The sequence below is a fragment of the Spongiivirga sp. MCCC 1A20706 genome (assembly GCF_046524175.1).
Classification (GTDB): Bacteria; Bacteroidota; Bacteroidia; order Flavobacteriales; family Flavobacteriaceae; genus Spongiivirga.
In genome coordinates this window covers 1-25,523 of sequence record NZ_JBEFZF010000007.1, presented here as the reverse complement: position 1 = coordinate 25,523, position 25,523 = coordinate 1, and the positions used below count along the sequence as shown (strand labels likewise).

The window sequence follows — 25,523 nt, the reverse complement described above, 5'->3', positions numbered from 1 at the left end:
AACAAATAAATTAAGGATTTCTACAATATCCAGCTATTTTAGGCTATTTTAAAAGTATCGAATGGGTCTTATTTTTACCATATCAAAGGCACACTGCTTGCAGTTATAGCCAAATTGACCGTTGCCAAAATCGACAGCAATGGCTGTGTTATCATCATGCTCTGTAGAAGACCAATACAAGGCTGTCTCATCAAAATTGCCAAGACCATTTACTTGTAGCTCGTTATATATTAGTAACAGTTCATTTATAGCGGGTAATTGCCAATCGTTAAAACCTTCTATATCAAGATCTAAACAAGCTTTGGCTGCCACGGTACCGTTGCTCACATCACTACATACTTCTGGTTTTTCGTAAAAATCTTCTAAATTATCATGAAATTCAACAATCTCATTTGTGTTGATCATTCCTGAGCCAATTTCTGCATTTCTAGAGTTAATAATTGGCGTATTAAAACAGCCCCATTCAATAAATGGACCAATATCATCTTTTGCTACTTCAATATATTGCCAACCTTGACTATTATTACCAGCATCGTAAATGATATAACCTCCTGCTGGGCCGACATTCCCAACAGTATATACGCTATTAGGTGGCGAATCTACTAGTTGGTCTTCGTTGCATGCGATTAGTAATAAGATTGTTAGTATCAAGAGGAATTTTAGATTTTTTTTCATGGTAAAAAGCATTACGTAGTTTACTATGTAGTCTGCATATTTGAAAAAGGTTGCGTGCATATACTTTTTAATTATCAAAACGATGCGATCTACGGTATAAAGAGCCTTAATTCTTTACTAAAAATGAAACCAATATCTTTTTATTGATACAGTTCACGAAAATTTTGATTACCCTGAGTTTTAGAAAATGTATGTTTTTCATTTTCTGTCAACTAATCATCACATAATTATGCATCTAAAAACTATTGTAATGCTTGCGGTTTGTACTTGCCGCACAACTCAGTACCTGCAATCACAAGAAAAAGAGACTTTTCAAGGCGTTGTTAAAACTCAATGACTACGTATCAAACTACGGACCTGAAAAGTCTACTAAACCTCATTCATTAAACAATTTGCTACTTCTAAAAAATAGGTATTCATTTAACCCTTGCATTTGAGTAGTTTGTTACCATAATGATGGATTGGTTGCCTATGAATACTGTGATGTATTGAATGGTTGGTGGAAAACACTTTACGTAACTAGGTTTATTATATGAAATTAAATCTGATGAGATGCCATTTTTTACCCTTCATTTATTACAAGTACAGAGAATCATAATCAGAATCACAGTAGATGTTGTACATATTTTGGATATTAAATAGAAAAAAACTTACATTTAGTGCCTTAAACTAACTGTGGGAACGACCTTTTTTAAGTTTTTATTGATAGCAGGAGCCGTTCAGGGCTTTATATTTAACATCGCTTCTTTCTTTTCTGATAAAAAGAATGGGAAGACGGTTTTATACCTTAATCTAGTCGTTTTTTTTCTCTCGCTTAACAACCTGCAAGCTTGGCTGATAGAAAGTGATTATGTCTCTTTTAACTTTTTTATCAGCTACTTATTGGTGCCTTGGTACATGCCAATGTTCCCTATGTTTTATGTGTTTTTGTTAAACTATCTTAATATTGAAAAGAAGTTAAAAACCTTTTTAATATTTACAATGACTCTCTTTGCAGGTGAGGTTATTGTTCGATTTGCCGTTATTACCTATTTATACAATTTTTCTAGTGAACAGAATTCGGCCGTTATAATGAAAGTGTACAATAACGTTGAGGAGATTATTAATGCAATATTTTGTGTTTTCATTTTTCTCAAGGCACTAACTGTAGTTTTTAAGAAACAAAACTTATATCAGCACATTTTAGAATACGATGATATACAGTGGATCAAGAATTTTGTAAGGCTTGGAGGTGTTATAGTAATAGCTTGGTTATTGGCTATATATCTTAACAATACTGGCAGTGTCATTAAAGCGCCCCATTCATATTATCCGTTGCGACTTGGGAGCTCTATTTTGTTATATTGGATAGGTTACCAAGGAATGTTCAGATATATACTGACTAGAGACCGCATGGATTTGCGTAAACAAATTGCCATTGTAGGCGTTGAAACAGAGAAGGTAATAACTGAAAAAAATAATGGCTTTCGTATTGTAAATGATAAAATAACTACTGCGACGGAAACTCAAAAAAACGTATTTAACCGTATTAATGATTTCGTAAAAAATAGCCAATGTTATTTAGATCCAAAGTTGAGTCAGGAAGTGTTAGCTGATAGGTTAGAAATCAGCACAAGCCAATTATCTTTACATATAAATATGTTTAGTGACTTCAATTTTTCAGATTATATTAATAACTATAGGGTAAATCAAGCTAAAAAGTTGTTAACCGACCCGGGATTCTCCCAATATACCATACTTTCAATAGGATTGGAATGTGGGTTTAACTCGCGATCAACCTTTTATGCAGCTTTTAAGAAGTTTACAGGCCAAACCCCCACTGATTATAAGGGAAACACAAAAAAATAATTTGTCCGAATTTTAAGAATCTGGATAATATCGGACACTTTTAATAAATACGAATCCTACATTTACTCCGTTGTTGTTTCACTATTGGTTAGTACCAATAGTGGTCAAAACAGCGGCGTATTGTTGGGGGGTTTGTTAATCTAAAAACCATTTAATGGGCCAAGCTTTCTAATTAGCCAAAGTCACATTATAGGGATTAGCAAACTATAAGCCTTCTCATTAATTTGAGAAGGCTTTTTTGTTTTGGTAAGTGTTAAACAAGCATTAAAAGGTGTCCGATATTATCCAAAAACATGAAAATAGGATATATAATAGGACGCCTACTATAATTTAGAAGTTTAACTTTTAAATATTTTTAAAATGAAGAAAACAATTTGCATGTCTATCATGTTCTTAACGGGAATGGTGTATGGACAGCAGGAACAATCGTTTTCCCCAACAAAAAAGAATGAATTTAAGTTAAACGCGGCCTACCTTATTGCTGGTGTTGCCGAACTTAGTTATGAGCGATTGCTCAATGAAGAATCTGCAATTGGAGTCTCTTTTGCATTTGCGGTAGAGGAGGACGAATTCCTAAGATTGCTGATAACACCTTATTATCGATTATATTTTGGAGATAAGCCTACAGCCGGCTTTTTTGTAGAGGGCTTTGCTATGTATAACAGACTTCAAGATAATGACTTTTTCGATATTCAGCTTGAAGGTATGGTGACGGAACCTCCGGTACAAGATAGTTTTGCTCTCGGTTTTTCAGTAGGAGGTAAGTTCTTATCGCGCAAAGGTTTCACTGCAGAAGTTTATGGCGGTATTGGTAGGAATTTTGGCAATAATGATCTATTTGAATTTGTGCCAAGAGTAGGTATCACCATAGGTAAACAATTTTAGGCAATACAAAGCGCTTAAATAAAGAAGCCGTTTAAACATGTTAAACGGCTTTCTGCTATTATTAGGGAATAAAGATTACTCTTAATTTTCTCTCGGTTTCCTATCGCCTCTATTGTTATCGCGGCGTTTGTTATTGTCACGATTGTTGTCGCGACGCGGGCGATCCTGATAACCTTCGGGTTTTGGTAACAAGGCTTTTCTTGAAACTTTTTCCTTACGAGTTTTAGGATCAACGCCAAAGTATTTTACATCCATAACATCGCCCATTTTTACCACATCGTTTACGTCATTTGTGCGTTCCCAGGCTAATTCTGAAATGTGAAGTAACACTTCGTTTCCTGGGGCTTCTACGTACTCTACGACAGCTCCGAATTCTAAGATTTTGATCACTTTCACCTCGTAAACCGAACCTCTTTCTGGTTTAAACGTAATAGAATCGATTTTTGCGAGTACAGCATCAATGCCCTCTTGACCGGTACCTAAAATTTCAACAATTCCTTCTTCCGTTTCAGGGTCTTCATTGATAACAATGGTAGTATTTGTTTCCTTTTGAAGCTCTTGAATCACCTTCCCTCCAGGACCAATAAGTGCACCGATGTACTCATTTGCAATGCGAGTTGTGACCATTTTTGGCGCGTAATCCTTAACATCTTCGCGTGGTGCGGCAATCGTATCAGTTAATTTTTCAAGAATGTGTAAACGACCATCTCTTGCTTGCATTAATGCATTTACAAGAATTTCGTACGACAGCCCTTTTACCTTAATATCCATTTGACAGGCAGTGATACCATCAGCAGTACCAGTTACTTTAAAGTCCATATCACCAAGGTGGTCTTCATCTCCTAAAATATCTGATAATACAGCATACTTTCCTGTTTCTTCATCAGATATTAATCCCATTGCAATGCCTGAAACTGGTTTTTTCATTTGTACGCCCGCATCCATCATTGCCATTGTACCTGCGCATACAGTTGCCATAGATGAAGAACCGTTAGACTCTAACACTTCAGAAACAATACGAACAGTGTATGGGCAATCTTCAGGTACCATACCTTTTAATGCGCGTTGTGCCAAGTTACCGTGTCCTACCTCCCGACGTGACGTACCGCGAATTGGACGTGCTTCACCAGTTGAGAAAGGAGGGAAGTTATAATGAAGGTAAAATGTTTCTTCTCCTTCATGTGAAGGCATATCAATTTGATTGGCTTCTCTAGAAGTACCTAAAGTAACGGTAGCTAATGCTTGGGTTTCGCCGCGAGTAAAAATAGACGAACCATGTACGGATGGCAAATAATCAGTTTCACACCAAATTGGTCGAATCTCTGTGGTCTGACGACCGTCTAGACGCAGTCCTTCATTTAAAGTGAGATCACGTACCGCTGCTTTTTCTGCTTTTCCGTAATATTTAGAAACCAAGTCTCCAATATCTTCTAATTCTTCCTCTGAAAAAGTAGCTAAAATCTCCTCTTTGATTTCAGAAAATGCCATACCACGTTCTTTTTTAGAAGAACCGGCCTTGGCAACGGCATAGACTTTATCATATGCCATTTCGTGAATTTTCTTTTTTAAATCTTCATCTTCACGTTCGGGTTCGTATTCACGTACTTCTTTTTTACCAACAGCTGCAGCTAATTTTTCCTGAGCAGCACATTGTACTTTAATAGCTTCATGAGCAAACTTAATTGCTTCGGTCATTTCTTCTTCAGAAATCTCCTCCATTTCACCCTCAACCATCATTACTGAATCGGCAGATGCACCAATGACCATGTCGATATCAGATTCTGCCAACTGCGCGCGGCTAGGATTGACAATAAATTCTCCGTTCACACGTCCTACACGAACTTCAGAAATCGCACATTCAAATGGAAAATCGGATAATTGTATAGCTGCTGAAGCTGCTAATCCTGCCATTGCATCTGGCATTACATTTTCATCATGCGACATTAATTGAATCATCACCTGTGTTTCAGAGTGATAATCTTTTGGAAATAATGGACGTAATACACGGTCAACCAGACGCATAGTTAGTACTTCACCATCACTTGGGCGTGCCTCACGCTTAAAAAACCCACCAGGATAACGTCCTGCAGCCGCAAATTTCTCACGGTAATCTACAGTTAGTGGTAAAAAGTCGACATCAGCACTTTTGTAATTGGATACAACGGTACATAAAAGCATACACTTACCTGATTGTACCACAACAGAACCATGTGCCTGTTTGGCTAGTTTTCCGGTTTCAATAGAAATTTCTCTACCATCACCAAGGTCAATGACCTCTTTATAAGTTTGTGGAATCATAAATAATTAATTACAGTCCATACCTTGGACTGTGTTAAACTTTGGTCTCCGCCTTTCCTGGACGGACAGGGTTGTGTTGTAGTTGTATGCGAGCTCGTCGCGAGACCAATGAAAAACTTGAAAAAAGCTTTTTCGTTAAAAACTTAGCTTTCACTAAGTGCGGCATGTAGCCAGTTTATTAAAATAAAAAAGAGGCAGCAAGGCCTCTTTTTCTTATTTTCTTAATCCTAATTCTTTTACTATGGCACGATATCTCATGATATCTTTCTTTGCCAAGTAATCTAGTAGTGCTCTACGCTTACCTACGAGTTTTACCAACGAACGCTCTGTATTAAAATCTTTCTGATTTTTCTTCAAATGCGTCGTTAGGTGGTTAATTCTGTGTGTAAATAATGCAATCTGACCTTCTGCAGATCCGGTATCAGTCGCTGATTTTCCGTGTTTTGCAAAGATCTCTTCTTTTACTTCTTTAGTTAAGTACATGCTAATATTTATGTAAATGATTATTATGTATTGATATGGTTTTCATATCAGCGTGCAAAGATACTATTATAATTAACAATTAAAAATTATGGTTCAGTAAAATTTGACAGGCATTCCAAACGTTGTATTAGTCGGTGAGTTGTGTTATTTGCTATATCTTTTTATTGTTTTTACCCAAGCAATGAGTAATGAAAAGTGTGGTGTTGCTATCACTAACGCAAGCAGTAAAATCTTGAATGTTTTAAATCAGATTAAACCTTTTTGAATTAGGTAAGTCTTAAAATTATTAACATTAAAACTTTTATTATGAAATCAAATCTTAAAATGTATGCTGGCCTATTAGCCGCAGGTGGCATGCTGCTTTTCTCAAGTTGTAATGACGAAGAAGTGCAAACTGACGAATTGGTTACCGCCAAGCTAACACTGGATGAAATTAGTCTTACTGATGAAGCCGATGCGATGTCAGAAGAAGTGTTAAATGTAGTCGATGACATTTATGCCGCGAATGAGGCATCCGTAACTGGCAAAGGCTATATTTCTGATTTTTTACCAGATTGTGTAACCGTAACTACAGTGGAAACTAGCACGAGTATTGAAAAAACCATTGATTTTGGAGCAGGTTGTGAACTTCGTGGGGGCAATGTGTTATCTGGTATAATTAATCTTAGTTATGCTAAAGATATGACTGCAGCGTCGAAGACATTGAGTATAACTTTTGAAAACTTTACCTTCAATGAAGTTGCTGTTGAAGGTGGTAAAACAGCAATGCGAGTACGCAGTAACGACAACGGAAATCCACAAGCAACTGTGACCAGAGATATTACTGCAACGTGGCCCGATGGTACAACTGCAGTATTGGGGGGCACAAAAACCCGCGAGTGGATAGAAGGCTTTGGTACTGGTTTTTGGGGAGATAATGTTTTTTTAATAACTGGAAATTGGACCTTTACTAATCGTAATGGATTTACCTATAAAAAAGAAGTGCTTACAGCGCTTCGAAGAGAATGGTCGTGTAGGTTTCTGGTTAGTGGAGTGTTGCAAATTACCAGACAAGACCAATCAGCTAATTTAGATTTTGGTGATGGTAGTTGTGATGCTTTTGGTACACTTACCTATCCTGATGGTACCAGCGAAGAAGTGCGATTAAGACGATTTAATCTTGATATTTAGTTAGTCTTGTTTGATTATATGTTTCAGGGGGGTTGCCCTTAGTTGGTAAAAGCACAAGTAACTAGTTACTTGTGCTTTTTCACTTTGTTATCAAATGAAAAAGTCCGCCAATAGGGTGGCGGACTTTCTACTAAACAACATGACTATAGCAACAAGCTATAATGCTTTTATTAGGGGGCTGTTAATTGCGCTGTTTTTAAGTTAATAAGAACCGGGGTTTCTCCGGTAATGGTCACATCATAAGTATCTCCCACATTTATCAATTCTTCTTGGAAAACTATTATTGCTTTTGTATGGAATGAAGTGGTGATGCTATTTAGATTTAACTTAAAATCAATTACACAGCTAAAATATTAATTAAATTCGATAAAAAGATTAAAAACATTATTTAATCGATGAAATACATAATTATTAACATTAATTAATATAATATTTTAATTATAACTTATAAAAAAACCCCGACGCTCGGGTCAGGGTTTAGATGATAATGACTTATCTTATTACTCGCGTAACGGTAAATTGCCTATCAGATCAATATATTGATTGATTTTGTTTTTTAGTTCTTTTCTATGCGATATGAAATCTAAAAATCCATGTTCTAGTAAAAACTCAGATGTTTGAAATCCGTCCGGTAAATCTTGGCCTGTGGTATCTTTTACCACGCGTGGTCCAGCAAAACCTATTAATGCACCGGGTTCAGCAATATTAATGTCTCCTAACATTGCGAACGAAGCAGTAGTACCCCCGGTAGTTGGGTCAGTACATAATGATATGTATGGTATTTTTGCTTCTGCTAATTGGGCTAGTTTTGCCGAAGTTTTTGCGAGTTGCATTAATGATAATGCGGCCTCCATCATTCTAGCACCGCCAGATTTTGAAATGATGAGTAAGGGAATATTATTTTTTAAAGAATAATCAGCTGCTCGGGCAATTTTCTCACCAACTACAGATCCCATTGATCCGCCGATAAAAGAAAAGTCCATGCAGGCAATTACTAACTCACGGCCTTTCGATTTTCCAACAGCACACCGAACAGCATCTTTAAGTTCAGTTTTCTCTTGTGCTGCCTTCAAACGATCGGTATATTTTTTGGTGTCAGTGAACTTAAGCGGGTCCTTTGAAGATAATTTTTCGTCTAATTCTGTAAACTTATTTTCGTCAAATAAGATCTCGAAATATTCTTTACTACCAATACGTACATGATAGCCGTCTTCCGGACTTACATAAAAGTTTTTTGCTAGTTCTTCTGAATCAACCACCTTACCAGTAGGTGATTTATACCACAGTCCTTCAGGTACATCTTTCTTGTCCTCAGTTGCTGTTTGTATTCCTTTTTCTTTTCGTTTAAACCAAGCCATATCAATAAAATTAAAAGCCGATGTTTGTTACAACATCAGCTTTTTTGAGGGTTTTTATTATAATGTGTTTACGTTGTTAAGGTCTTCAAAAGCCTTTTTTAAACGTTCAACAAATGTCTTCTCTCCTTCACGCAGCCATACACGAGGATCGTAATATTTCTTATTTGGGATATCGTCACCATCAGGGTTGCCAATTTGCGACTTTAAATAATCGGCTTTTGCACCCATATAATCACGAATACCTGACATAAATGCATATTGCATATCAGTATCAATATTCATTTTAATTACACCATATCCAATTGATTCTCTTATTTCTTCTACAGTAGAACCGGATCCACCATGAAAAACAAAATCAATAGAATTATGCGGTACGCCGTATTTTTCAGAAATAAATTCTTGCGAATTTTTCAGAATTTTCGGTGTCAATTTCACATTTCCTGGTTTATATACTCCATGAACATTTCCAAAAGCAGCTGCAATGGTAAATCGTGGACTTACCTTCATAAGCTCTTCATACGCATACGCTACTTCCTCAGGTTGCGTGTATAATTTAGAGTCATCGACATCGGTGTTATCAACACCATCTTCTTCTCCACCAGTAATACCTAGTTCTATTTCTAAGGTCATATCCATTTTGCTCATTCGCTCTAAATAGCGCTTGCAAATTTCAATATTCTCTTCCAAGGGCTCTTCCGATAGGTCGATCATATGCGAACTATATAAAGGAATACCATGTTGCTTATAGTGTGCTTCACTGGCATCAAGTAAACCATCTATCCAAGGTAATAGTTTCTTAGCGCAATGGTCAGTGTGCAATATTACTGGCACCCCATATTCTTTGGCTAATAAGTGTACATGATGTGCACCTGCAACAGATCCCGCTATTGCGGCTTTTTGATCTTCGTTGGATAAACCTTTACCCGCATTAAATTGAGCACCTCCGTTAGAAAATTGAATTATTACCGGAGAATTTAATGCTGCTGCAGTCTCTAAAACACCATTAATACTGTCAGATCCTATTACGTTTACAGCCGGTAAAGCAAATTGTTTTTCTTTAGCAAGTTTAAAGATTTCTTGTACTTGATCTCCGGTAGCAACTCCGGGTTTAATGTTGTGCCCCATTTACGTTTTTTTGTGGTTGTTATGAAGCGACAAATGTAATAATAATCGACCTAAAATGGATAGTTAATGCCAATATTATATACCGCATTACTAAAATTATAGTTGCGAAACCAACGCTCGTTTTCAGGTAAGGCAGGATCATAGGTTTTAAAGCCAGTGTCTAAACGAAGTACCAAAAAACCAAAATCATAACGAATACCAAACCCCGTTCCTAACGCAATGTCTGTTAGTGACTCGATACCATTAAAGACGGCATCTTCATCAGGAGTGTCGTCAGAAACATTCCAAATGTTACCTGCATCAGCAAATAGCGCCCCATTTATTTTTCCAAACATCTTAAAACGATATTCAAGATTGGCTGCAAGTTTGAAGTTAGCCTCATTAAATTCGTTTGGGCTACCTGATCTTCCCGGTCCTAATGAGTAGGCCTGCCATGCGCGGTTGTCATTTGAACCACCACCGAAATAACTTCGCGCAAATGGAATGTTAGATGAATTACCGTATGGAATTGCGATTCCGGCAAAGGTTCTAAATGCTAGTGCATCATCAGTAGATAATTGCCAATACTTTATATAGTCAATTTCGGTTTTAGCATATTGGGTAAAAGCAACGTCGAATACCTTAAATTGATCATCCTCTTTTTCAAAATTTAGTGCGCCAGATAATGCAGATAGTAGATTGCCGGCAAACTCTATCTTGGTTCTAAACTGCGAAAAGTTATTATCTAAAAAACCTTGGCGATTGTTTTTGGTAAACGTATAACTGGTAGCAAAAATCAGGTTGTTTTGAGTTAGCCGCTCTTTGCGTTCGTCGATGTTTCGTATCTCCTGTTCTTCAGCATTCGATAGGTTGATGCGACCCTCTAGTATATCGGCTATAAAATTATCTGTCCCTGACGGGATGGCTAAATTCCCTTCAGTGTTTAGATAATCAGTATTAATCAGACCAATATTGTCTTGGGCAATTCCATTTAACTCATTGTATGAATTGCGATAAACTTCAAAGTAATTATTGATGTTTTTATTGTTTACAAATTGAATATTAATAAGATCAAACGAATGAGAATTGACTAAAGATGAGTCCCAATTATAGCGTAGGATACTGGTAAAATTTTGTCTATCTAATCCTATGTTTTCCTGTAGGCTGACCCCTAATGAAATCTGTGTCGTGGGTAGCATGTACTTTGGTATAATCTTCTCTGTATTAAATGGGAAGAAAAACCGTGGAAAGTCCAATTTCAGGTCACCACCAATTTCTGATATATTAAAAAATCGGTTATCATTATTTGCAGGATCATTCGTCGAACCCAAGGTGCCACTCAAGGAAAGCTGCAGTGTTTCCGCACCTCTAAATACATTTCTAGCCGTAAAATCAATACCTCCTGACACACCGAAATCCTGAATATCTGAATGTGAAAATTCTATTTTGGGACGAATAGAAAATCGTTTTCTAGGAATCAAGAAAATATTAGCCTCGAGCTCGGTATCAGAGTCACCTATATAATCGTACTCGATATTAGGATAACGAAATGTTTGTAGTTTGTTGAACGAACGATTGGTTTGAATTCTGGCTTTATCACTATAAATCGTTCCCGGAATAATAAAAGTGGCATCCGTTAATGCTTTGGGTCTAAATTTAAGTTCGTCAGATGAATACACGTGATAGTTCCCATCAATGATGCTGTCGTTTGCCGTTTCCCGTTCACTAATCGATTTATTGTCGGTAAAAATATTAACTCGTTTTACCGTGTGGATCTTATAAGATGCAGTATCATTACCGTCACCAGTGTCTCTAACTGTGCGATTAGAAATGTATAACTCCGTTGGCATCATATAATCATTATGTGATGCAATAGTATCGCGTTCAGGATAAAAGTGAATCGAGTTTTTTTGGAAATTAAAAAAGCCATTATTTCTAAAAAGCTCATTTAACCTCGCTTGTTCAAGCACAAAATCACGATTTTTATACTGCTTACCTTGCTTAACAAACGATTTGTCCTTGTGTTGTTGATATACTGAGTCAAGTTCAGGAGACTCAATATTCACAGTGATCGAGTCAATAAAATAAGGATTGCCAGTGGTAATGCTGTAATATATTCGGGCTCGGCGTTCCTTTTTTTCCATAACCAAAGAATCGACTACTGTATTATTAAAAAAACCATTGCTGTCGTAATATGACTCGATTTTTTGTCGTGTTTTTTCTGTTTTTGATGAATCAATTATTGCGGGAGGTTCACCTGTTTCTCGTAACCAACGGTTAAAACCCATAGCATAGTTTCCCATTTCATTTACCTGCTTTTTTGAGTAGCGTCTAAAAAGGCGTTTTTTACGCTTTTCGTTGCTGTTTACCCATGCTTTAAATATGGAATCCCGATTGTCGCGTGCAAGATTAAAAATGTGAAGTCGTAAAGGAATACCAGCAAGTTTACTATTCTGGTTTTGATAGAACAAACTTTCTAAAGCGTCATCTTTTATTTTTTCACCATTTTCGATAAGTATATTATCAGTAAGAAGTAATTCATCTTCACCAACTTTTTTAATAGTGTTGCACGAAACGATTAGGCTACTAATTACAATTAATACTCCTATTTTTGCGATGCCTAGCTTCAATATTCTGCCAAAAAATAATAACGCGTTCAAAAATACACTATTTGTATGTTACCCAAAAGCCGGTATAAGTTAATAGCGAGTTTACAGCAAAAAAAGTACCGAACTAAAAATGGTCTCTTTGTAGCCGAAGGGTTAAAGGTAATTAATGAGTTGAAGAATTCTGCTTTTAAGCTATCTTTTATATGCACCACTATTGATGATGAAATAGCTGTTACTGGTGAAGAAATATTTCATATTACTGAAAGAGAACTACAAAAAATAAGTTTTTTAAAGACACCTAATAAGGTCTTGGCTGTTTTTAAAATCCCTGAACAACCAGCAATTTTTAAAAAAGGGCTGACTGTTGTGCTAGATGATGTTCGTGACCCTGGAAATTTGGGGACCATTATACGATTATGCGATTGGTTTGGTGTTGTGCAGTTGGTGTGTAGTGAGCAGACGGTTGATTGTTTTAACCCTAAAGTGGTGCAAGCCACAATGGGTTCAATTGCTCGTGTTCAAGTAATATATACTGATCTTGATACCTATTTGAGTAAAGAAAGTAGGCCTATTTATGCAGCGGTAATGAATGGTGCTTCTATTTACGCTGATACCCTGCCACAAGATGCTGTCTTAATTATGGGTAATGAAGCGAACGGAATTTCAGAAAGTGTTCAACAGTTTGCTACGCATCCGGTGACCATTCCTCGCTTTGGCACCCTTCAAAAAACCGAGAGTTTAAATGTTGCAATGGCTACTTCCATTTTATTAAATGAGTTTAGAAGACCTTAATTTTTTTGTATTGATAAAAATGCAATAAAAAGACGGTTTTTTATCAATCTAACAAAAGCTATCGACCCTTTTTTGGTTAATCAATTATATAGTATTTTTGTCTTTCGCATTGTTGCAAAATAGTAAGCGTAAATTCGATCAACTAAATGAAAAAAATTACAAAACAAACGTATCTCAAGTGGTATGAAGATATGTTGTTGTGGAGAAAGTTTGAGGACAAGTTAGCGGCAGTTTATATACAACAAAAGGTACGCGGATTCTTGCATTTATATAACGGTCAAGAAGCAGTACTTGCCGGAGCATTGCATGCCATGGAATTGGGTAAAGATCGTATGATCACAGCGTATAGAAATCACGTACAGCCAATAGGTATGGGGGTTGACCCCCGTAGAGTAATGGCCGAATTATATGGTAAAGCAACAGGAACTTCACATGGTCTTGGCGGATCGATGCATATTTTTTCAAAAGAAAAACGTTTTCACGGAGGTCACGGTATTGTAGGAGGACAAATACCACTAGGTGCAGGTATGGCCTTTGGTGATAAATATAATGATAGTGATGCGGTGACGCTATGCTATTTTGGTGATGGTGCTGCACGGCAAGGTTCGTTACACGAATCATTTAACTTGGCTATGCTTTGGAACTTACCAGTAGTCTTTGTTTGTGAAAATAATGGGTATGCAATGGGAACTTCGGTTGCGAGAACAGCAAATCACGAAGATATTTGGAAACTCGGTTTGGGTTATGAAATGCCAAGCGAGCCGGTTGATGGTATGAATCCTGTAACTGTTGCGAAGGCGATGGATAAGGCCATTGCAAGAGCAAGAAAAGGTGGTGGTCCAACATTTTTAGAAATGAAGACCTACCGATATCGAGGACATTCAATGTCTGATGCGCAAAAGTATCGTACTAAAGATGAGGTGGAAGAATACAAGAAGATAGATCCGATTACTCAAGTTTTGGAGGTGATTAAATCGAAAAAGTATGCCACTCAAAAGCAGATCGATGAGATTGATGCGCGAGTAAAAGCGTTGGTAAAAGAATGCGAGCAGTTTGCTGAAGATTCTCCGTTCCCGGAAAAAGCGGTAATGTACGATGCGGTTTACGAACAAAAAGATTATCCATTTTTACCCCATAAATTATAACTAAATGGCAACAGTAGTAAATATGCCGAGACTTAGTGACACCATGGAAGAAGGCGTGGTGGCTAAGTGGTTGAAAAAGGTTGGAGAAAAAGTTGAAGAAGGGGACATCCTCGCTGAGATCGAAACAGATAAGGCAACCATGGAGTTTGAGTCTTTTAATGAAGGAGTCTTATTACATATTGGTGTGCAAGAAGGAGAAACAGCTCCGGTTGATTCTTTATTAGCGATTTTAGGGGAAAAGGGAGAAGACATTTCAGGCTTACTAAATGGCAATGGAGCAGCACCAGCTAAGACTGAGACAACAGCAGAAGTGCCCGTAGCGGAACCAAAATCAGAATCAACACCAATGACGTCAGGAAGTGCTGAGCTTCCGGCTGGTGTGCAAGTGATTACGATGCCTCGTCTTTCTGACACGATGGAAGAAGGTACTGTGGCCAGCTGGCTGAAGAAGGTTGGTGATAAAGTTGAAGAAGGTGATATTCTTGCGGAGATAGAAACGGACAAGGCCACTATGGAGTTTGAATCCTTCCATGAAGGAACATTGTTGCATATTGGTTTAGGTGAAGGAGAAACGGCAGCTGTTGACAGCGTTCTCGCTATTATCGGCCCTGCGGGAACTGATGTTTCTGGGGTGGCAGATAGCTTCTCAAAAGGTGGAAGTGGTCTTGGTGATGGAAAGGCTTTAGAAGTACCAAAAGCAGAACCTACTCCAGTTAAAGAAACTACACCAGAAAAAACGGAAGAAAAAAGGCAGGCACCGACCGCTACAGTCTCTTCAAATGGCCGCATTTTTGCTTCGCCTTTAGCTAAGAAATTAGCAGAGGAAAAAGGTATTAATCTTGCTGAAGTAAGCGGCACAGGGGATCATGGTCGTATCATTAAAAAAGATATTGAAAATTTCACACCGTCAAGCGCGGCTCCTGTTTCATCTGCAAGTTCGCTGGGAATAAGTGCATTTGTACCTGCTGGAGAAGAAGTATGGGAAGAAGTGAAAAACTCACAAATGCGTAAAGCAATTGCCAAAAGTCTTTCGGCATCCAAATTCACTGCGCCGGAATATTATTTAACGGTTGAGTTAGATATGACCAATGCAATGGCTTCTAGAAAGCAAATGAATGCATTGCCTGATACCAAAATATCCTTTAACGATATGGTAGTTAAGGCATGTGCAATGGCACTTAGAAAGCATCCGCAAGTCAATACCGTTTGGTCAGATGATGTTACTAAATACGCCAAGCATATTAGTATTGGTGTAGCCGTAGCAGTGTCTGATGGCTTAGTCGTTCCTGTAGTGAAGTTTACTGATCACTTGACATTAAGTCAAATTGGAGCCCAAGTAAAAGAATTGGCCGGTAAGGCTCGCGATAAAAAATTGACCTTAGAAGAAATGCAAGGCAGCACATTCACGGTATCTAATCTTGGAATGTTCGGTATTACGGAATTTACATCGATTATTAATCAACCAAATTCGGCTATCCTATCAGTAGGTACAATCGTTCAAAAACCGGTAGTGAAAGATGGTGAGATCGTTGTTGGTAATACTATGAAAGTAACACTTGCATGTGATCACCGTACAGTTGACGGTGCTACTGGGGCACAATTCTTACAGACCCTAAAGTCATACATAGAGAATCCTGTGACTATGCTGGTATAGGACGTATTATACTGTTCACGTATTTTCGCATTTTGATAAAACCCCAGGTATATACTTGGGGTTAATTTTTGCTCAAAATTTGGTGTGAACTACATGAAATATGTAGGGTATTGGTTTTGGGCTATTTCGTATATTTCAAAGGTATGCGATTCCTTCTTTTTTTTCTAGTATTTACGTTCTCGATCCTAGGCTTAGGCCAACAAAGAATTATTCATTACACCACAGTAGATGGGCTTCCTCACAATATTACGTATGGTATTTTTCAGGATTCTAAAGGTTATATATGGATAGGTACCGATAATGGGTTAGCAAAATATGACGGAAGGGAATTTAAAACGTTGAATACTGATGACGGATTAAGAAGTAATTACATCATTGATATTATCGAAGATGACAAAACTAACCAGATGATTTTAGCTTCATGGGGGGGAGGACTACAATTTATTAAGAATGATAAGGTAATACATCCGAATATTCAACCAAATGCATTTGAAAAAATTAATAATGTTCAGCTTTTCAAAAAAGATATAATTGTTCGTCATACACGGAGAAATCTCCTTTATAGAAAGCATGAAAACAACTATGAAAGGATCATACTGGGGGTTTCTTTAGATGATTCTTTGAGTATTTTAGAACATAAGCATGCGTCAATTGATCGCACTAACGGAAAGTTCACCGTTGTCAATAACAGTTTATACTTTCATTATGGTCGTCCTATTTACAATGAGAAAGATTATAAGTTTGAAGGGGTATATCAAGTTGGTGATCATGGGAGCTTGACACCTATTTTTCATTTTTTAAAAGGAAGAACGATCAATAGTATTTCAAGCCTTGATAATAATTTAATGGTAGCAACTCAAAATAGGACAATAATAGTATTTAATGAAAATGAAATAGTACAATCTATTGAACTGAACATTCAACAGCAAGAAATAGTATCGGTAAAAAGGACTAAAAGTGGTAAACTTTTGGTACTAGCCGCTAATATAAAGGGTTTTAAAAATGCATATTTATATGATACAGAAACTGATCAAATTGAACATTTGAACAAAACAGTTAATACACAATCTACTATTTCAGATGTAATTCAAGATCATGAAGGTAATATTTGGATAACTACTTATGGCGATGGTGTTTTCTGCTATCAAATAAGTGAAAAGCAATTGGACTATTTTACGAAAGATCACTTGCCTGAGACCATGATTAACGATATTCTTCATCGCAACGATACCACCTTTGCGCTTACGCCAAATTACTTAGTGAAATTTCACAAAAAAAAGGTGTTTAGTAAAACGCGGTTGGTTGGTTTTGGTAAAAGCTTATCAATTTTAGATCAAAAAGTAGTGGTAAACTCTGTGGATCACAAGAAGAATGTTAACAACCGGGCTATCATAGAAAAAGAAGCTTTTTTTACTAAAACGTTAGATTCCATTGGCAAGATAATATATATGGATAGTATAAAAATGCCCGATATTGAAAGAATAAGTCCAGTGCCTGATGGAAATATACATGACGCTATTTTTTATGATCAAAATATTTGGATCGCAACCACAACAGGAGCTTATTTTTTTGATAGTTTAAATAGTTCTTTTATATCGGGAACTATTAAAGGAGAAAAGCTTCCAAGCAGTCAATTAAAGAGATTTCTAAAACATGGTGATAGCTTATGGATCGCTACAGCCAAAGGATTAAGGTTAATAACAGAGAAAGGAAGTAGTAATTTTGATGTAAAAACTGGGTTAATTCATAATGATATTAACTACATAACTTATGATCATAGAGATAATCTCTGGATAGGTACTCAGAACGGAGTTTCGGTTTTAAAAAATAATACTTTCATAAATATAACAACAGAAACAGGCTTACGCTCTCCTTATGTACAGGTCATTGCTGAAAGTGACGATAATATGGTCTGGATTGGTGGAGATCAGGGAATCACTGTTTTTAATAACAATGAAGAGGTTAAATTAAGCGCTCCTCCAATTTTAAATATCGAGCAGAAGTCGTCTGCTTTTGTTTATGATGTAGTAAGTCTTAACAGATCAAAATCTCTTGTTTTTCAATATAACCTCGATGGAAAACAATGGAGTACAGCATCTAAAAGTGTTGGGATATTGGATTTTGGTGACCTTTCTAGAGGGAAACATACTATTTCCTTCAGAGCTAAAAAACAAGATGGCCTTTGGACTGAGGAAAAAGTATTTTCTTTTATAAAGAGATTACCTTGGAACAAAGATTGGCGAATACTGTCATTAATATCTGGCGCCTTCGTTTTAGTCATCACATCTGTTGCACACAAGCAAGTTCAAAAAGCAAAAAAGCGAAGTCAGGAATTAAAGGCGATTATTGACAGTAAGGAAATTTTGGAAAGCGAACTTAGCAATGTTCGTGAAAATGTAGCAAGAGACTTTCATGATGATCTGGGTAATAGATTAGCACGAATATCAATATTCTCAAATCTGCTTACGGAAGGTGAATCGCGAATAAATGATGATGATAAAGAACTAATAGATCAAATATCTTCGGATGCTGATTATCTTTTTAAAGGAACAAAGGATTTTATTTTTTCATTAAAATCAGAAAGCGATTATTTGGAAGAAGTAGTTACCTATCTATCTGATTTTGGTGAAGAATATTTTAGGCAGTTTTCAATTGATTTTGTGGTGGAAAAATCTATTGTAACCAATGTGAAGCTGCCCTATTATTGGAGCAAACAACTCATCTTTATTTTTAAAGAGGCCATGACCAATGCTGTAAAACACGCAAATGCTGATTTGGTTAAACTCGGGTTTACTTATGATAAAAATATGCTTACGATTTGTTGTAGTGATAATGGAATAGGATTTGACGCTTCTAATGTTAGGTTAAACCATGGGATCGATAATATGAGGCAACGAGCTAGTAAAATAGATGGAGTTTTAACGATCAATTCAAAAGAAGATTCGGGAACAGCGATCATATTCACCGGAAAAACTACACCTAATATGTAGTATCGTTTAGGTGTTTAAAGTGATAACTTTGTAATGTGCAGATGAAACAACCTATTGTTATAGTAGAAGACAACATTCCCTTAAGCAAAGGGTTTACATCACATATTAACAAGACTGAAAAATATAAAGTAGTTGGCATTTACGACAATTGTGAAGACGCCCTGGCTAATTTGAAAAGTGACAAACCGCGTATTGTTCTAATGGATATTGAACTACCTGGGATGAATGGTGTCGATGGTACCAAAAAAATTAAGGCCCAATTTCCTGACATTGATATCCTGATAGTCACGGTTTATGAAAATTCGGATACTGTTTTTAATGCATTGTGCGCAGGTGCCAGTGGCTATTTAACCAAAAATGCAACCTCAAGTCAGTTAATTAGTGCTTTGGATGAAGTGCTTGATGGAGGAGCACCAATGAGCATACATATAGCAAAAATGGTGGTGCAATCATTTCAAAAGGCACCAGAAAGTATATTGTCTGATCGTGAAACAGAAGTGCTTAGTCTATTAGCGTCTGGGAAAAGCTATAAAAGCGTTGCCGATACCATGTTTATCAGTATCAATACCATTAGGTTTCACGTTAAAAATATCTATGATAAACTACAGGTATGCACCAGAGAAGAAGCTATTAAAAAAGCTAACGATCAACGATTGATCTAAATACTTTTCAAAATCTACATTATCCATGTAGTACAACATACAGACTTCTCAAATTACATTTGATTGTTAATAAAAACTATTTCTGTTTATGAAAGCATGGAAGCAAATTTGTGTTGTGATGTTGCTTTTTTGTGCATTTATTCATGTCGATTTAAGTGCTCAATCTCCTACAAAAAAAACAAAGAAAGGTCAGATGAAAGCTAATGGCAAAGCAAGCCGTTTAAACAAATCTTCATCCTCTGATTCCGATAGGATTGGTCAAATTTTTTCATCAGCAACAAAGGTATTACAACAAAATAGGCCAAATAACGATGTGCAGTTTTTATACACAGTCGAAGATGTGGAAACCTTAATAAAAGCGAAGCAAACCTATATAGATACCGAAGGCAGGGACGAAAGCTATACGCAGCGGAGTAGGAAAATATATGCAAGTTATTGGAAGGACAAATTAGAATCCTGGAAAACAGGTGGTTATCAACCAGTGTTAGATATAAAACAAATTCAAAGCCATTACCAATACGAATTGGGTAATCTAGGTAAAGCGAATGCAAATAGGTTAATAGCACTACAAGCTGAACTTAATATGGTGGAGAAATCTTCAAAAAAATATATTGAGCTTTTTCCAAATGAACCCAGTGTTAAAAAGGCATTAGATAATATCATCTATCTAAAAAAGAAGTTGGAGAAAGAGATGAACTCAACTTATAGTAAAAATATGACAAGTACTTTTCATAAAGAGAATGCTGGTAAACTATTGTTTTCTGAGAAACCAATTCTTATCGGTAAAGAAGATCCATCTCAATTCTCAAATACTATTACTCTTAATGCGAATACTGATGGGGTAAATAAAGGGTTTCATTTTGTATACTATGATTACCAAACACATAGAGAAAAGAATATTGCCAAAGTCACCTATTCTATTCTTATAGAAGGTGGCGCCCCTTTTTGTGGGGAAGGAAAGCGCGAAATAGTAAATACCAAGGCCTATGATGAAGCTTACTTTAATGAAAATTTACTGCTTGACTTGAGTACGTACAATACTGATAATTATGCCTTTGTAGCTGACAACGATAAAAAAGTACTAGCAGCCTGCTTGGGTGCACTTTTACCGGGTGAATACACGCTTAATCTAAGCCTTTTTAGAGGAAGCGGAACGATGCCAATTAAGCAGTCGGTAAAAGTTATAGTTGAAGAAGGTTTCGACCAGTTTACTCAGAAAATTCAAAATAAAATAGAGGAGGCTTCTATTAATGACATGAAGTTCGAAAAAGAATTTGCAGCTAGCCAAAAGTACATTCCATTTATTAAAGAGGGACTTGCTAAAAAAGGAGAAAAAGGAATAATCAAAATTGTTCCGATTAGCGGATGGAACGATCTGGAAATTAAACAAAAAGACGCTTTGGGTAGGCCTTATGTGGTAGAGCGATACAGCCTACTGGTTTTTGAATATTCCTTTAAGGGTGGAGATGGTAAATTTTATCTTAAAAAAGGAGCGCTACGTAAACCGTTCAAAGGAAGTGATAGTGCCAAGAAGATGGATTATACTACCCAATTCACTCAAGCGGGCAGAGGGCCTTGGCAAATGAGTAAAGAGAACGCCTATTAATGGTAAATTGAAATAATATGAAGTTTGTAAATAAAATTTTAATAATAACAGTTAGTATTATGGCGGGATCATGTACAAATACATCGGCACAAAAATTTGAAACTTTAGTTGTAAAACGTTCCGATGGTCTTATGGTATTAGCCATAGATAAAATAACAGCGGATATTAATTATAACATTGTTTACGACCATAAAAAAACAAGTGGAGATTGGAAAAAATATGGGGAGCCTATTAAACGAGATAATAAGGAGCCACTTCAATTTCAAGCCATTAGTCATGGTAATAAGGGAACGGTTTTTTGGGCGATAGAACCTAACGGAAAAACCTATGTGACAAATGATTTTCAAAATAACCCAAATAGAAAAATATGGTTGCCCTATGGAAATACGTTGAATGTTTCAGGTAATGATACGTTTCAATTTCACGCGATACTTCGGGCTCCGGGAAAAACCTCATTAATAGCGATAAATCAAAATACAGGAGAACGGTTTTTTATGCACACCTTTGGCGATAATAGCAAAAAATGATTGCCCTATGGTGATACTATTGATTAAATAGAAATCATAATTCCAATATGATATAGTTAGTAATACTTCTATTTCTTACTGAAATTTGATTGAAAAAGACAGGTCAGTACCTGTCTTTTTTATTCCAGTAAATTGACCATTCTACCTTTTTTACATATCTGAAATCTACATCAACCATGTAGTCCAACTTACCTCTTTGTGAACATATTTTTGGCTCAATACTAATCTTACAAATTATGAAAGCCACAAAAATTCCAAACAGATGGATGTACCTACTTACAATGCTATTGTTATCTACAGCTCCTGCTTTATTCTCTCAAGCTTTTGTTACGGAGTGGAGCATCACAGGGAGTACGGTTGGCCAGCGGACAATAACCATTCCCACAACAGGAACTGGTTATAACTATACTGTAGATTGGGGTGATGGTACATTACCTAACGCTGGTGTAACTGGAAACATCGATCATACATATGCAACAACAGGGAATTATATCGTAACAATAACGGGTAGTTTTCCTAGGATATTTTTCAATCAAAATAATACAAATGCTCTTACACTTAAGATAGTTAGAGTACGCGAATGGGGTCCTAACCCTTGGACTTCAATGGCAAATGCATTCCAAGGTTGCGCTTTGTTAAGCATTGTAGCAACTGATACACCAAATTTGACAAACGTGACGGACATGTCCTTTATGTTCGAGAATGCTACTTTTTTTAACAGCGACATAAGTAATTGGGATGTAAGTAATGTCACAAATATGCGAGGAATGTTTCAAAGAGCAAATAGGTATAATCAACCTCTAAATTCCTGGGATGTAAGCAGTGTTACTAATATGTCAAACATGTTCAATGCATGCAGAGACTTTAACCGTGACCTAAATTTATGGGATGTAAGCAATGTCACCAATATGTCCAATATGTTCAAGGATGCGACTTCTTTTAATCGAAATGTGACCACTTGGGACGTAACTAATGTAGCTAGTATGAGAGAGATGTTTAATGGGGCTGCAGTATTTAATCAAGATATCGGATTATGGAATGTTGCCAACGTTACAGATATGGCAGCGCTATTTACAAATACAAGTTTTAATCAAGATATCGGATCATGGAACGTGTCGAATGTGACTGACATGCTAAGAATGTTCGAAGGAACTCCTTTCAATCAAGATATTAGCTCATGGAATGTATCATCAGTTACTTTAACATCACGCATGTTTGAAAATGCAACAGTGTTTAATCAGAATATAGGAAGTTGGGATGTTTCTAACGTGACAAACTTCAACAGAATGTTTAGTGGAGCAAGTTCCTTTAATCAGGGTATAGGAGGTTGGAATGTTGGCGGGAGTACCCAGTTTCGAAGAGTTTTTGAAAATGCCATAGTATTTAATCAAGATATCGGGGGATGGAATTTGTCGAATGCAGTAACTACAGAGCAAATGTTTGATGGCGCTTCCAATTTTGATCAAGATTTGGGCAATTGGGATGTAGGTAACGTATCCAATATGAATAATATGTTCCGTGGTGTAACATTATCATCTCAGAATTATGATGGTTTACTGATAGGATGGAATAGCCTACCGTCATTGCAAAATAATATAACATTAGACTTTGGTAGTTCAACCTATTGTGCTGGTGCTTCTGCCAGAGCGAATCTGATTAACACTTATAACTGGTCAATTACTGATGGAGGACAAGGAACTGATTCGACCGCACCTTCAGTAATTACTCAGAACATTACTATACAGCTAGACGGTTCAGGTAATGCTACAATTCAACCTCTGGATGTAGAAAATGGAAGTACTGATGATTGTCAAATTGATTTGAACACTGCCTCATTAGATATTTCATCGTTTACCTGTGCCAATTTGGGAGCCAATACAGTCACACTTTCAATTTCAGATGTTCAAGGGAATACCGGATCTGCAACTGCTATTGTTACCGTTCAGGAGGATCCCAACCAACCACTGACGGCGATAGCACAAAATATAACGGTGCAGTTAGATTCTAATGGACAAGCAAGTATTACCCCGCAAGACATTGATAATGGTTCTGGAAGTGGTTGTAACAGCACCCCAACATTAAGCCTTGATATAACCACTTTTGATTGCACAAATATAGGCGTAAATACCGTTACCCTAACGGCAACAGAAGGTGCGAATACAGATAGTACTACTGCTGTTGTAACTGTAGAGGATAGCATAAATCCTACTGTAGTGACTCAAGATATTGCAGTACAATTAGATATGAACGGCATGGTAAGTATCATAGCGACTGATGTCGATAATGGTAGTACAGATAACTGCGGTATAGCAACACGAGCCTTGGATGTAACCAGTTTTGATTGTTCGAATATTGGTGCCAATACGGTAACCTTAACGATAACAGACAATGAGGGGAATGTTGCCACAGGAATAGCATTGGTAACCGTTGAGGACAATATTGCACCCACGGTTGTTACAAGGGATGTTACCATTCAACTTAATTCTTCAGGTAATGCCAGCTTAGCTATTGTTACAATTGAAAATGGTAGTACAGACAACTGCGGTATAGCTTTTTCTGTATCACCTTCCAGCTTTACGTGTAATGACCTTGGTCCAAATACCGTAACCCTGACAGGAACAGACCCTTCTGGCAACGTGGCAACGGCTACCGCTATAGTTACGATCGAAGAAGATCCTAATCAGACTTTAACAGCCATTGCCGAGGATATCACCGTACAACTAGATGTCAACGGACAAGCCACCATTACTCCGCAAGACATTGATAATGGTTCAGGTAGTGGCTGTAACAGCTCACCAGCTTTAAGCCTCGATATTTCTTCTTTTGATTGCTCCAATTTAGGTACGCCCATTACAGTAACGTTGACTGCCGCAGAAGGCCCTAATACAGCTACGGATACTGCACTGATTACAGTGGTAGATAATGAAGCACCCATTGCTGTTGTGCAAGATATCACTCTTGCACTTGATGCCAATGGGCAAGCCTCAATCATGCCATCCGATATTGACAATGGATCAACTGATAACTGTGCGATATCAAATATCAATTTGGATCGAACAAATTTCACCTGCGCCGATCTTGGAACTAATGAAGTGGTGTTTACCGTCACAGATAATAGCGGTAACAATGATATTGCAAGAGCCGTGGTGACGATCATCGATACTATTCCGCCAACGGTGATCACACAAGATACAACCATACAGTTGGATGCATCAGGGAATGCTACTATTGCTATTACCTCAATTGATAACGGTAGTATTGATAATTGTGGAGCGTCTTTTGCAATAAGTAAAAGAAACTTCACTTGTGCCGATCTTGGACAGAACACAGTGACCCTAACAGTGACAGATGCTTCTGGTAATTCAGCTACGGCCACAGCAGTCGTGACCGTAGAAGAAGACCCGAATCAACCACTGACTGCAATCGCGCAGGATATTACGGTGCAGTTAGATGCCAATGGATCGGTGACCATCACCCCACAAGATGTCGATAACGGTTCTAATAGTGGTTGTAACAGTAACCCAACATTAAGCTTGGATATCGATACCTTTGATTGTTCGAATCTTGGAACCAATACCGTCACCCTAACAGCCACACAAGGCAGCATCACTAGTACCGCCACTGCCACCGTTACGGTAGCAGACAGTGTAGCCCCAGTAGTAGTGACTCAGGATATCACCCTGACCTTAGATGCTAACAATACAGCCACCATCACAA

At 37.1% G+C, this 25,523-nt stretch carries 17 protein-coding genes; 11 read left to right on the top strand and 6 right to left on the bottom strand.

What is annotated here, in order from left to right; genetic code table 11:
• Positions 1–48: 48 nt before the first annotated feature.
• Entirely contained in the window at positions 49–675 is a 627-nt protein-coding gene (locus ABN763_RS15715) for a DUF1566 domain-containing protein (protein ID WP_410486451.1), read from the bottom strand.
• 675 nt (positions 676–1,350) lie between these two features.
• On the opposite strand from ABN763_RS15715, the gene ABN763_RS15710 reads away from it, so the two are divergent.
• Positions 1,351–2,523 (top strand): helix-turn-helix domain-containing protein, encoded by a 1,173-nt coding sequence (locus ABN763_RS15710; RefSeq protein WP_410486450.1) that lies wholly within the window; start codon positions 1,351–1,353, stop codon positions 2,521–2,523.
• 360 nt (positions 2,524–2,883) lie between these two features.
• The gene (locus ABN763_RS15705) at positions 2,884–3,408 is read left to right on the top strand and encodes a DUF3575 domain-containing protein (protein WP_410486449.1); all 525 of its coding nucleotides are present in this window, start codon (positions 2,884–2,886) and stop codon (positions 3,406–3,408) included.
• 81 nt (positions 3,409–3,489) lie between these two features.
• Here ABN763_RS15705 and ABN763_RS15700 read toward each other — a convergent pair whose 3' ends face one another.
• On the bottom strand, positions 3,490–5,706 hold the full coding sequence (locus tag ABN763_RS15700; protein WP_410486448.1) for a polyribonucleotide nucleotidyltransferase: 2,217 nt from the start codon (positions 5,704–5,706) through the stop codon (positions 3,490–3,492).
• 213 nt (positions 5,707–5,919) lie between these two features.
• Positions 5,920–6,189 carry a 30S ribosomal protein S15 gene (gene rpsO / locus ABN763_RS15695; protein ID WP_410486447.1) on the bottom strand — a complete coding sequence of 90 codons (270 nt, stop codon included), beginning with the start codon at positions 6,187–6,189 and terminating at the stop codon, positions 5,920–5,922.
• Between the two features lie 306 nt (positions 6,190–6,495).
• Here rpsO and ABN763_RS15690 point away from each other — a divergent pair, with 306 nt between their 5' ends.
• Positions 6,496–7,359 (top strand): hypothetical protein, encoded by an 864-nt coding sequence (locus ABN763_RS15690; RefSeq protein ID WP_410486446.1) that lies wholly within the window; start codon positions 6,496–6,498, stop codon positions 7,357–7,359.
• 500 nt (positions 7,360–7,859) lie between these two features.
• Here ABN763_RS15690 and accD read toward each other — a convergent pair whose 3' ends face one another.
• The 3 genes from accD to ABN763_RS15675 are packed head-to-tail and all read right to left on the bottom strand — an operon-like array spanning position 7,860 to position 12,481.
• On the bottom strand, positions 7,860–8,717 hold the full coding sequence (gene accD / locus ABN763_RS15685) for an acetyl-CoA carboxylase, carboxyltransferase subunit beta (RefSeq protein WP_410486445.1): 858 nt from the start codon (positions 8,715–8,717) through the stop codon (positions 7,860–7,862).
• Positions 8,718–8,774: 57 nt separating this feature from the next.
• Positions 8,775–9,842, bottom strand: coding sequence for a class II fructose-bisphosphate aldolase (gene fbaA / locus ABN763_RS15680; RefSeq protein ID WP_410486444.1), 1,068 nt, complete (start codon positions 9,840–9,842; stop codon positions 8,775–8,777).
• Between the two features lie 50 nt (positions 9,843–9,892).
• Entirely contained in the window at positions 9,893–12,481 is a 2,589-nt protein-coding gene (locus tag ABN763_RS15675; RefSeq protein ID WP_410486443.1) for a BamA/TamA family outer membrane protein, read from the bottom strand.
• 15 nt (positions 12,482–12,496) lie between these two features.
• On the opposite strand from ABN763_RS15675, the gene ABN763_RS15670 reads away from it, so the two are divergent.
• The 8 genes from ABN763_RS15670 to ABN763_RS15635 form a co-directional block, all read left to right on the top strand.
• A complete protein-coding gene (locus ABN763_RS15670) occupies positions 12,497–13,222 on the top strand; it encodes a TrmH family RNA methyltransferase (protein WP_410486442.1) in 726 nt (241 codons plus the stop codon).
• A gap of 146 nt (positions 13,223–13,368) precedes the next feature.
• Positions 13,369–14,367, top strand: a complete 999-nt coding sequence (pdhA, locus tag ABN763_RS15665; RefSeq protein WP_410486441.1) for a pyruvate dehydrogenase (acetyl-transferring) E1 component subunit alpha — start codon at positions 13,369–13,371, stop codon at positions 14,365–14,367.
• A 4-nt stretch (positions 14,368–14,371) separates the two neighbouring features.
• Complete coding sequence (locus ABN763_RS15660; RefSeq protein WP_410486440.1) at positions 14,372–16,021, top strand: pyruvate dehydrogenase complex dihydrolipoamide acetyltransferase; 1,650 nt, start codon at positions 14,372–14,374, stop codon at positions 16,019–16,021.
• A 143-nt stretch (positions 16,022–16,164) separates the two neighbouring features.
• Positions 16,165–19,011 (top strand): two-component regulator propeller domain-containing protein, encoded by a 2,847-nt coding sequence (locus ABN763_RS15655; protein ID WP_410486439.1) that lies wholly within the window; start codon positions 16,165–16,167, stop codon positions 19,009–19,011.
• A gap of 41 nt (positions 19,012–19,052) precedes the next feature.
• Positions 19,053–19,673 carry a response regulator gene (locus ABN763_RS15650; RefSeq protein WP_410486438.1) on the top strand — a complete coding sequence of 207 codons (621 nt, stop codon included), beginning with the start codon at positions 19,053–19,055 and terminating at the stop codon, positions 19,671–19,673.
• 88 nt (positions 19,674–19,761) lie between these two features.
• A complete protein-coding gene (locus ABN763_RS15645) occupies positions 19,762–21,279 on the top strand; it encodes a hypothetical protein (protein ID WP_410486437.1) in 1,518 nt (505 codons plus the stop codon).
• 17 nt (positions 21,280–21,296) lie between these two features.
• The gene (locus ABN763_RS15640) at positions 21,297–21,806 is read left to right on the top strand and encodes a hypothetical protein (protein ID WP_410486436.1); all 510 of its coding nucleotides are present in this window, start codon (positions 21,297–21,299) and stop codon (positions 21,804–21,806) included.
• A gap of 236 nt (positions 21,807–22,042) precedes the next feature.
• The coding region (locus tag ABN763_RS15635) for a BspA family leucine-rich repeat surface protein (RefSeq protein WP_410486435.1) at positions 22,043–25,523 on the top strand (3,481 nt) is incomplete at its 3' end.